The organism is Streptomyces sp. NPDC001709 (genome assembly GCF_053596375.1).
Genome location: NZ_JBSFGB010000001.1, coordinates 205,156 through 215,532 on the forward strand (window position 1 = coordinate 205,156; position 10,377 = coordinate 215,532).

8 protein-coding genes are annotated in these 10,377 nt (G+C 72.0%); 6 read left to right on the forward strand and 2 right to left on the reverse strand.

The window, feature by feature from the left end; genetic code table 11:
- Nucleotides 1–148: 148 nt before the first annotated feature.
- Nucleotides 149–1,267 (reverse strand): phosphoserine transaminase, encoded by a 1,119-nt coding sequence (gene serC / locus ACWC0C_RS01095; protein WP_449200865.1) that lies wholly within the window; start codon nt 1,265–1,267, stop codon nt 149–151.
- A gap of 157 nt (nt 1,268–1,424) precedes the next feature.
- Here serC and ACWC0C_RS01100 point away from each other — a divergent pair, with 157 nt between their 5' ends.
- The 5 genes from ACWC0C_RS01100 to ACWC0C_RS01120 all read left to right on the forward strand — a co-directional run bounded on the left by ACWC0C_RS01100 (nt 1,425) and on the right by ACWC0C_RS01120 (nt 8,940).
- Entirely contained in the window at nt 1,425–4,358 is a 2,934-nt protein-coding gene (locus tag ACWC0C_RS01100; protein ID WP_450860654.1) for an FAD-binding and (Fe-S)-binding domain-containing protein, read from the forward strand.
- 72 nt (nt 4,359–4,430) lie between these two features.
- Complete coding sequence (locus ACWC0C_RS01105; RefSeq protein WP_450860655.1) at nt 4,431–5,552, forward strand: lipid II:glycine glycyltransferase FemX; 1,122 nt, start codon at nt 4,431–4,433, stop codon at nt 5,550–5,552.
- 184 nt (nt 5,553–5,736) lie between these two features.
- On the forward strand, nt 5,737–5,868 hold the full coding sequence (locus tag ACWC0C_RS01110) for a hypothetical protein (RefSeq protein WP_449200868.1): 132 nt from the start codon (nt 5,737–5,739) through the stop codon (nt 5,866–5,868).
- Between the two features lie 86 nt (nt 5,869–5,954).
- The gene (locus ACWC0C_RS01115) at nt 5,955–7,895 is read left to right on the forward strand and encodes an ABC transporter ATP-binding protein (RefSeq protein WP_450860657.1); all 1,941 of its coding nucleotides are present in this window, start codon (nt 5,955–5,957) and stop codon (nt 7,893–7,895) included.
- A gap of 112 nt (nt 7,896–8,007) precedes the next feature.
- Complete coding sequence (locus tag ACWC0C_RS01120) at nt 8,008–8,940, forward strand: EamA family transporter (RefSeq protein ID WP_450860659.1); 933 nt, start codon at nt 8,008–8,010, stop codon at nt 8,938–8,940.
- 46 nt (nt 8,941–8,986) lie between these two features.
- Here the strand turns inward: ACWC0C_RS01120 and ACWC0C_RS01125 are convergent, their stop codons facing one another.
- Nucleotides 8,987–9,829, reverse strand: a complete 843-nt coding sequence (locus ACWC0C_RS01125) for an NAD(P)H-binding protein (RefSeq protein ID WP_450860660.1) — start codon at nt 9,827–9,829, stop codon at nt 8,987–8,989.
- An 87-nt stretch (nt 9,830–9,916) separates the two neighbouring features.
- Between ACWC0C_RS01125 and ACWC0C_RS01130 the strand changes: the two genes are divergently transcribed.
- Nucleotides 9,917–10,339 (forward strand): winged helix-turn-helix transcriptional regulator, encoded by a 423-nt coding sequence (locus tag ACWC0C_RS01130; protein WP_450860662.1) that lies wholly within the window; start codon nt 9,917–9,919, stop codon nt 10,337–10,339.
- Nucleotides 10,340–10,377: the final 38 nt, after the last annotated feature.

Genomic DNA, 10,377 nt, shown 5'->3' on the forward strand with positions numbered 1-10,377 from the left:
CACTGATCCATCTTCCTCGGCCCATATGGCACCTCCATAGGGATTGTTGGCGCGGAAAAGCGACGCCAATGCCCCGGAAGGGTGTGAAAGAGCAAACGAAGGGCGCCCGGTGACCACCGGGCGCCCTTCGTCGTCGTGGAAGAGACGACTACAGCTTCTCGATCACGTAGTCGATGCACTTCGTCAGCGCCTCGACGTCCGCCGGGTCGACCGCCGGGAACATCGCGACACGCAGCTGGTTGCGGCCGAGCTTGCGGTACGGCTCGGTGTCCACGATGCCGTTGGCGCGCAGCACCTTGGCGACCGCGGCCGCGTCGATCTCGTCGGCGAAGTCGATCGTGCCGACGACCTGCGAGCGCTTGGCCGGGTCGGCGACGAACGGAGTGGCGTACTTGGACTCGTCCGCCCAGGAGTACAGGCGGGTCGAGGAGTCCTTGGTGCGGCCGGTGGAGAAGGCCAGGCCGCCCTGTCCGTTGAGCCACTCCAGCTGCTGGTTGAGCAGGAACAGCGTGGCGAGGGCCGGGGTGTTGTAGGTCTGGTTCTTGCGGGAGTTGTCGATCGCCGTGGGAAGGCTGAAGAACTCCGGGATGTGCCGGCCGGACGCGTGGACGCGCTCGGCGCGCTCGATCGCGGCCGGGGAGAAGACGCCGATCCACAGGCCGCCGTCGGAGGCGAAGGACTTCTGCGGGGCGAAGTAGTAGACGTCGGTCTCGGCGATGTCGACCGGCAGGCCGCCCGCGCCGGAGGTGGCGTCGACCAGGACCAGCGCGCCCTCGTCGGCGCCCTCGACCCGCTTGATCGGCATGGCGACGCCGGTGGAGGTCTCGTTGTGGGTGAAGGCGTACACGTCGACGCCCGCCTCGGCCTGCGCCTCGGGGTGGGTGCCGGGGTCGGTCGAGATGACGGTCGGCTCGGCCAGCCACGGGGCGAGCTTGGCCGCCTTGGCGAACTTGGAGGAGAACTCGCCGAAGTTCAGGTGCTGGGACTTGTTCTCGATCAGGCCGTGGGTGGCGATGTCCCAGAAGGCGGTCGAGCCGCCGTTGCCGAGGATCACCTCGTAGCCCTCGGGCAGGGAGAACAGCTGGGAGATGCCCTCGCGGACCTTGCCGACCAGGTTCTTGACGGGCGCCTGGCGGTGGGAGGTGCCCAGCAGGGACGTACCGGTGGCGGCCAGGGCGTCCAGCGCCTCGGTGCGCACCTTGGAGGGGCCCGAGCCGAAACGTCCGTCGGCGGGCTTGATGTCAGCGGGGATCTGAATGTCGGCCACGAGTCGGAGGGTATACCGGCGGGCGAAAACGGACGGGGCTGTGTCCGTTCGATGAGACAAGTTTGTCGAAGCATGGACTTGTGAATCAGTACGACGATATGCGTGGGGCTGTGGAAAACTTTCGGTGACTGTGCGTGATCGGATGCATCCTGGACGCATGACGGATCACTCGGGTCTCGAAGCGGAGCTGCGCGGCGCCGTCCGGGGCGAGGTCGGTTTCGACACCACCTCCCGGGCGCTGGTCACCATGGACGCGTCCAACTACCGGCGTGTCCCCTTCGGCGTCGTCGCCCCGAGAGACGCCGACGACGTGGCCGCCGTGCTGGAGGTCTGCCGGGCGCGCGGGGTGCCGGTGGTGGCGCGCGGCGGGGGTACGTCGATCGCCGGGCAGGCGACCGGTGCAGGGGTCGTCCTGGACTTCACCCGGCACATGGACCGGCTGCTGTCGATCGATCCCGAGGCGCGCACGGCCGTCGTCCAGCCGGGCCTGGTCCTCGACCGGCTCCAGGAGGCCGCCGCCCCGCACGGCCTGCGCTTCGGCCCGGACCCGTCCACGCACAGCCGGTGCACGCTCGGCGGGATGATCGGCAACAACTCCTGCGGCTCGCACTCGGTCGCCTGGGGCACGACCGCCGACAGCGTGCGGGAGCTGTCCGTGATCACCGCGCGCGGAGACCGGCTGAGGCTCGGGCAAGGCTGGCAAGGGGCGCCCGAGGGGCTGCGCGAGCTGGTGGAGGGCGAACTGGCCCGGCTGCGCACCGGCTTTCCCGACCTGCCCCGCCGCATCTCCGGATACGCGCTGGATGCGCTGCTGCCCGAGAAGGGCGCCGACGTCGCCCGCTCCTTCTGCGGCTCCGAGGGCACCCTCGGCATCCTCACCGAAGCGGCCGTCCGGCTGGTGGAGTCCCCACGCGCGCGTGCCCTGGCCGTGCTGGCCTACGCCGACGAGAGCGCGGCAGCGGAGGCGGCCGCGGGCCTGCTGCCGTACGGCCCGCTGACGGTGGAGGGCATGGCGGCCGACCTGGTGCGCTCGCCGGCCGGGCTGCCCAAGGGGGGCGCCTGGCTGTTCGTGGAGACCGGCGGGGACTCGGCGGCCGAGGCGCACGCGCGTGCGGAGGCGATCGCCCGCGCGGCCGACGTCGTCGACTCCCTGGTGGTGACGGACCCCGCGGCCCAGCGGACGCTGTGGCGCATCCGCGAGGACGCGAGCGGTACGGCCACCCGGATGGCCGACGGCAGCGAGGCCTGGCCCGGCTGGGAGGACTGCGCGGTGCCGCCCGCCCGGCTCGGCCCCTATCTGCGGGACTTCCGCGCCCTGTTGTCCGCCCACGGCCTGCGCGGCACGCCGTACGGCCACTTCGGCGACGGCTGCATCCACGTCCGTATCGACTTCGACCTGCTCACCGAGGCCGGTATCGGCCGCTTCCGCCGCTTCTCCGAGGAACTGGCCGGCCTGGTGGTGGAGCACGGCGGCTCGCTGTCCGGGGAGCACGGCGACGGACAGGCCCGCGCGGAGCTGCTGCCCCGCATGTACGGCGAGGACCTGGTGGCCGTCTTCGAGCGGGCCAAGGCGGTCTGGGACCCGGACGACCTGCTCAACCCCGGCATGCTGGTCCGCCCGGCGGCACTGGACGAGAACCTCCGCTTCTCGGTGCTGCCCCGCGAACCTGTCGACGTGGCCTTCGGCTACCCCGCCGACGGCGGCGACTTCCGCGCGGCCGTCCGCCGCTGCGTCGGCGTCGCCAAGTGCCGTACGACCACGGCGGCCGGCCCCGCCGTGATGTGCCCCTCCTTCAGGGCGACGGGCGAGGAGCAGCACTCCACGCGCGGCCGGGCCCGCCTGCTGCACGAGATGCTGGCCGGCGAACTGGTCACCGACGGCTGGCGGTCGACGGAGGTCCGCGACGCCCTCGACCTGTGCCTGTCCTGCAAGGGCTGCCGCTCCGACTGCCCGGTCGGCGTCGACATGGCCACCTACAAGGCGGAGTTCCTGCACCACCACTACGCCGGCCGGCGCCGTCCCGCCGCCCACCTCAGCATGGGCCGGCTGCCGCAGTGGCTGCGCTGGGTCGCCCTGACCCGCACGGCCCCGCTGCTCAACTCCCTCGCCGCGGTATGGCCGTTGGCCCGCGTCGGCAAACGGCTGGGCGGGATCGCGGCCGAGCGGGAGATTCCCCGGCTGGCGACGCGGACGTTCACCGATTGGTGGCGCGGCAGGAAGCCCGCCCTCGGCGGCAGCGGCGGGCCGGTGCCGGGGAGCTCGGGGCCGGGCGATCTGGTCGTGCTCTGGCCGGACACCTTCACCGAGCACCTGGCCCCGTCCGTCGGCCGGGCCGCCGTCCGGGTGCTGGAGGCGGCCGGGCTGCGGGTGGCCCTGCCGCCGACGCTGCTGGTGCGCGGGGGAGGGATCGGCGCCGGCCGGACCAGGCCGGCCACGGCGCTGCTCACCGCCCGCCGGGCCCGGGTCTGCTGCGGCCTCACCTACATCTCCACCGGCCAACTCGACCGCGCCCGGCAGGTCCTGCGCCGCACGCTGGACCTGATGGAGCCGGTGCTGCGGGCCGGGGCCCCGGTCGTCGTCCTGGAACCGAGCTGCGCGGCCGCCCTCCGCACCGACCTGCCCGAGCTGCTGCACGACGACCCGCGCGCGGCCCGGCTCTCCCGCGCCGTCGTCACCTTCGCCGAGGCCCTGGAGCGGCACGCCCCGCACTGGACCCCGCCTGCCGTGGACCGCCCGGTCGCCGGCCAGACCCACTGCCACCAGCACGCGGTCCTCGGCGACACCCCCGACCGGCGACTGCGCGAGGCCGCGGGCCTCACCGGCGAGCTGAGCGGGGGCTGCTGCGGCCTCGCGGGCAACTTCGGTTTCGAGAAAGGCCACTTCGAGGTGTCGCGGGCGTGCGCGGAGGAACAGCTCCTCCCGGCGGTCCGGGCGGCCCCCGAGGAGACGGTGGTCCTGGCGGACGGCTTCTCCTGCCGCACCCAGCTGCAACAACTGGCCGGGGTGCGGGGACGGCACCTGGCCGAGGTGCTGGCGGAGGCGCTGGACAAGGAGCAGGAGGAGGAGCGGGAGACCGGGGGTGCGAAGTGACCGAGGAATACGGGAGGGGCGATGCGCGGGCTTTCGTAGGGTGAGGAGATCGGCGATCTTCAAGGAGCGCGCATGACCCTCACCGTCCGGTCCCTCACCCGTGCCGAGCACCTCGCCTTCGTGGCGGGGCGTCCCTCCGCCAGCCATATGCAGGTGCCGTCCTGGGGGGATGTGAAGCCGGACTGGCGGGCGGAGAGCCTGGGGTGGTTCGAGGGGGACGGGCGGCTCGTCGGGGCCGGGCTGGTGCTGCTGCGGCCGCTGCCCAAGGTGAAGCGGTATCTGGCCTATCTGCCGGAGGGGCCGCTCATCGACTGGGACTCGCCCGAACTGGAGCGATGGCTGCGGCCGATGCTGGCCCATCTCAAGGGACAGGGCGCCTTCTCCGTGAAGATGGGCCCGCCCGTGGTGGCCCGGCGCTGGAGCCCCGAGGCGGTCAAGGCCGCGATCGCCGACCCGGACCTGCACCGGCTGCGGGACGTGCCGCCGACCTCGACCGAGCCGGGCGCCGCGGACCTGGCCGACCGGCTGCGCCGGATGGGCTGGCGGCAGGCCGAGCCCGGCACGGAGGAGGGCTTCGCCGCGGGACAGCCCCGGTACGTGTGCCAGATCCCGTTCGCCGGACGGTCGTTGGACGACATCCACCGGGGGCTCAACCAGCAGTGGCGGCGCAACATCAAGAAGGCCGAGAAGGCGGGCGTGAAGGTCGTCCGGGGCGGTTACGAGGACCTGCCCGCCTTCTACGAGCTGTACGCCGAGACCGCCGGGCGCGACCGGTTCATCCCGCGTCCGCTGCCGTACTTCCAGCGCATGTGGACCGCGCTCGCCGCCGAGGACCCCGACCGGATGCGGCTGTACCTCGCCCACCACGACGGCGAGGTGCTCGCCGCGGCCACGATGCTGATCGTCGGCGGCCACGTCTGGTACTCCTACGGCGCCTCCACCGCCCGCAAGCGCGAGGTGCAGCCCAACAACGCGATGCAGTGGCGCATGATGTGCGACGCCCACGAACTCGGTGCGCACGTCTACGACTTCCGGGGCATCACCGACACCCTGGAGGAGTCCAACCACCTCCTCGGTCTGCTCCGCTTCAAGGTGGGCGCGGGCGGCGAGGCCGTGGAGTACGTGGGGGAGTGGGACTTCCCGCTGAACCGCCTGCTGCACAAGGCGCTTGACGTCTACATGGGCCTGCGCTGAGGTCACTCTCAGCTTCTCGAACCAATACCCAGCTTTTCCCAGGGGATTCACAGCTCCCCTTTGCCATTTTTGCCGTTCGGGGGCTCGTTCGGCGTGTAGCTTCTTTGGTGTCGGGAACGCCGGACGCGGAATTCTCGAACCGCAGAACTGAGAATCACAGAACCGCGAAACACTAGGAGTCGGAATGAGCCTGAAGAAGCTCGCCCCGCTGCCCCCGAAGCCGAAGAAGCAGCTCCCGCCCCCGCCCCCGCCGAAGCACAAGAAGAAGCACGCGCCGAAGCCGCTGCCCAAGCCGCTGCCCGGCCGGGATCACTGATCCGACGCTGATCTGAAAGGGGCCGACGGTGCACCGTCGGCCCCTTTTCCTTTCCGTTCGGGAAGATGTCGAGAAAGGGGAATCGCATGGACGGCGACGGTGACGATTTCGAATACGAGACCCCCACCATTTTGGCCCGTACCGCATTCCACCGCTTCTGGCCGCTGACCAAGGGGCTCAGAAAATGGCTGCTGCTGGTCTGGCTGTGCACGGTGCTCGCCGCGCTCGCCGAGACCGAGGCCATCCTGCTGTTCAGCGACCTCACCGACCACGCCCTGCAGAAGGGCTCGCTCGCCGCGTTCTGGAGCCCGGCGGGCAAGTGGCTGGGGATCGCGGTGCTCGGCGCCGTCGTCGCCTACGCCGGCAACTCCCTCGCCGCCTGGGCGACCGAACGGTTCGTGATGCGGCTGCGCGAGCACGTCTTCGACCATGTCCAGCAGCTGCCCCCGCACTTCTTCCAGCGCCACCGCCAGGGCGATCTGCTCTCCCGGCTGACCGGTGACGTCGAGGCGATCGAGACGATGGTCGTGTCCGGCCTGGTCGGCGCCGCCTCGGCCGCCTTCTCCGCCCTGTTCTACGCGGCCGCCGCGTTCTGGCTGCGCTGGGACCTGGCCGCCGCGACCTTCGTCCTCGCGCCCTTGTTCTGGCTGGCCGCGCGCCGCTTCTCCGGTTCCATCAAGGACGTCTCCCGCGAGGGCCGGGTCGCCGACGGCGCGATCACCTCCGTGGTGGAGGAGTCGCTCGGCAACATCGTGCTCACCCAGGCCTACGACCGCCGGGACGCCGAACGCCGCCGGCTGCGCGAGGAGGCGAACGCCTGGTTCCGCGCCTCGGTCCGCTCCACCCGCCTGAACGAGGCGTACGAACAGCTCGTCCAGGTCATCGAGACGGTGTGCGTGCTCGCCGTGATCGGCATCGGCGCCTGGGAGATCTCCACCGGCCGGATGACCCTCGGTCAGCTCCTCGCCTTCGCGGCTTTCCTCGGCTACCTCTATCCGCCGGTGCGCGGCCTCGCCCAGCTCGGCCTCACCGTCACCGCCGCCACGGCGGGCGCCGAGCGGCTCATCGAGATCCTGGACGTGCGCCCCTCCGTCACCGACCCGCGCCGCCCCTCGGAGACCGGCCGCCCGGACGGCACGGTCGAGGTCCGGAACGTCACCTTCCACTACCCGGGCGCCGAGAAGGCCGCCCTCGAAGCCCTCTCCTTCACGGTCAGCCCCGGCGAGCTGGTGATCGTCACCGGCCCGAGCGGCGCCGGCAAGTCCACGGTCTCCAAGCTCCTCCTGCGCTTCTACGACCCGGACGCGGGCGAAGTCCTCCTGGACGGCGTCCCCCTGCGCGACTTCCCGCTGGCCCGCCTGCGCGCGTACGTGACGCTTCTCCCGCAGGAGACCCTGGTCCTGCGCGACACGGTCCGCGCCAACATCGCCTGCGGCCGGCCCGGCGCCGGCGACCGGGCGATCGAGGAGGCGGCGAAGGCGGCCGACGCGCACGAGTTCATCTCGCGGCTGCCCGACGGCTACGACACACGGGTCGACCCCCACTCGGCCCGCCTCTCCGGCGGCCAGCTCCAGCGCCTGGCCATCGCCCGCGCCATCCTGCGTGACGCGCCCGTCCTGGTCCTGGACGAGCCGACGACGGGCCTCGACGCGATGGCCGCGCGCCGCGTCGTCAAACCCCTGCGCCGACTGATGGCCGGCCGTACGACGATCATGATCACCCACGACCTCAACCTCGCCCCCGACGCCGACCGCATCCTCGTCGTCGACCGCGGCCGCATCGTGGAGACCGGCCGCCATGACGAACTCCTCGCCCGGGGCGGCGCGTACTCCCGGCTGCACCGCTCGCAGAACAACGCGGTGATGGACACGGGTGAACTGCGCATGCCGCTGTGGGAGGAGGCACAGCCGCAGCCGCACGCGTACGAGGCATACGGACCCGCATACGGGGCGTACGGAAACGCGCCGTCGTACCTCCCCGACGGCCGCCCCCTCTTCCGTGACGAGGAGGCCTGGCCGGGCGTCTGATCCCATCATGCGGGACAGTTGCTTAAAGGGTTTACGCTCCTGTCGAAGTCCATTACCCTGGACCCGGTAGTACATCGAGCTGAACGAATCCGATCAAGCATCAGGACCGCCCGTGACCGCCACCCCCAGCACAGCCACACCGACCCCGGTCACCCCGACCCAAGGCCCGCGCCGCTTCGGCTCGTTCGGCCCGGTCGGCCTGGTGCTGGCGGGCGGCATCTCGGTCCAGTTCGGCGGGGCGCTGGCGGTGACGCTGATGCCGAGGGCCGGCGCCCCGGGCGTCGTCGCCCTGCGCCTGCTCGCGGCGGCCGTGGTCCTCCTGCTGGTCTGCCGCCCCCGGCTGCGCGGCCACTCGCGCGCCGACTGGGGCACGGTGATCGCCTTCGGTATCGCGATGGGCGCGATGAACGGCCTCTTCTACGAGGCGGTCGCCCGCATCCCGCTCGGCCCGGCGGTCACCCTGGAGGTCCTGGGCCCCCTCGCCCTGTCCGTTCTGGCCTCCCGCCGGGCGATCAACACGCTGTGGGCGGGCCTGGCCCTGCTCGGCGTCTTCCTGCTGGGCGGCGGAGGCTTCAGCAATCTCGACCCCACAGGTGTCGGATTCGCCCTGGGTGCCGGCGCCATGTGGGCGACCTACATACTCTTCAGCGCCCGCACGGGCCGCCGCTTCCCCCAGGCGGACGGCCTGGCGTTGGCCATGGCGGTGGCGGCCCTCCTCTTCCTCCCCATAGGCATCGCCTCGGCAGGCACCCGCCTCCTCGACCCCACCACCCTCGCCCTCGGCTCGACCGTGGCCCTGCTCTCCTCGGTCCTCCCCTACACCCTCGAACTCCTCGCCCTGCGCCGCCTGCCCGCCTCCACGTTCGCCATCCTGATGAGCCTGGAGCCGGCACTGGCGGCCACGGCCGGCTTCCTGATCCTGGGCCAGTCCCTGTCCTTGACAGAGGCAGGAGCCATCGCGTTGGTCATCGCGGCAAGCATCGGCGCGGTCCGCACCCAGGTGGGCCGGGGCAAGGCCAGGGTGGAACGGGCCCCGGAGGCCTGACGGACCCGGCCCACCTGGGTGCGGCCCCCCACACCCACCCGGGGTCTCATCGGCCCGCTCGGTGCTGGACGCTCGCTGCCGGCCGGGCCGCGGACGCCGCCGCAATGGCCGTGGCCAGCGGATCGCGGGCCGGGTGGCCCAGGAGGCCGGCGAGGTCGGGGGTGGTCTCGGCGAGGAAGCCGTGTCGTACGGCGGTGGCGATCGAGGCGAGCATGGGTGGCTGGAACGGCAGCAGTCCCGGCGTCTCGTCGAGGAGGCGGCGCCGGTACTCGCCCAGGCCGATCGTGCGGTGGGGGACGCCCAGCCGGTCGGAGACCTGCCCCGCGGTGATCGGCGTGCCGACGAGGTCGTACACGCGCCCGGCATGCCGTGCGGGATCCGCCGCGACGATCGCCGCCGCCTCCGCGAGGTCCGCTCGCGCGACCGCGGCCAGGGCACCCCGGCCGAACGCGGACTCTAGGCCCCCGTCGGCCGTCCACATCAGCAGTCCGCCGAAGAGTTCGGCGTACAGGCCGTTGCGCAGGATCGTCCACGCCAGACCGCTCGCCCGCACCAGGCGTTCCGTCGCCCGGTGCGCGAGGGCGAACCCGAGATGGTCGCCGGCGCCGGTCAGGCTCGTGTAGACGATGTGCCGGACGCCGTCCCGTACGGCGGCGTCCAGCGCCGCCGCATGCCGCCCGACCACCTGGTCGTCCTCCGCATAACCGGCGGAGACCAGCACCAGCGTCGGCACCCCCGTCAGATCGAGGCCGTCGGGGCTGTCGAAGTCGAGGCGCCGCATCCCCTCACCCGGGGTGCGGCTGCCACCCGTCGCGTCGATGCCACGGGCGCGCAGCGCGGCGAGCGTGGCCGAGCCGAGGTTCCCGTTCGCTCCGGTCACCAAGATCATGTCAATCGCGGTCTTCCGTCGTGGTTCTCATCGGTAACTACGCTTGATCCTCGACCGCACAACCACCCGTCACAAGAAGGCAGTTTGATGTCACCCACGCACACGGGGGTAACCACCACCCCCGCCGACCTCGAACCCTGCGGACGCGACGACCATCCCGACTGCGGCATCCGTGACGTCCTGGACCGCATCGGGGACAAGTGGTCCGTGCTGGTGATCGTCGAACTCGCCGCCGGCCCGCGCCGCTTCCGTGAACTCCAGCGTGCCATCGACGGGATCTCCCAGCGCATGCTCACCCTCACCGTGCGCCGGCTCGAACGCGACGGCCTCGTCCTGCGCACCGTCTACCCGACCGTCCCCGCGCAGGTCGACTACCGCCTGACCGAGACCGGTGCCGGCCTGACCCACCTGGTCAAGGCGCTCGCCGACTGGTCCCTGGCCCACCGCGCCGTCATCGCCGAGGCCCGCCGCGCGTACGACGACACCCACCCCGACCACGACATCCGCTGAGGGCCAGCGGGACGCGGACCCGATGCGCGCCTACGACC